We start from the raw sequence: 237 nt of genomic DNA on the forward strand, positions 1-237 counted from the left end.
GCCCCAACCTGGCCGTTCTTCTTCGGCTAATCTGATCTTCATCCGCACGGTTTTACCCGGCAATTGATCAGGGGTGAAAGCCGCTGCAGGACGGTAGCGGCTCAGGGTGCCCTGTGCATCCATACCTTTGCAGTCAAGGAGCTTCACAATACGACGATTAAGTCCGACTGTTCGAAACAGCCATTGGCACTGACCGTAGAACTCACTCTCCCCAGTTTCGTTGAAAGTCCCTTTGTG

Annotated in this window: 1 pseudogene; it reads right to left on the reverse strand. The window is 53.6% G+C overall.

Features of this window, described 5'->3' with window-relative positions:
• Positions 1–237: pseudogene (locus tag NPS47_RS25600) on the reverse strand (hypothetical protein); the annotation flags it as partial.

Source organism: Pseudomonas putida, assembly GCF_028682475.1.
Lineage (GTDB): Bacteria > Pseudomonadota > Gammaproteobacteria > Pseudomonadales > Pseudomonadaceae > Aquipseudomonas > Aquipseudomonas putida_AG.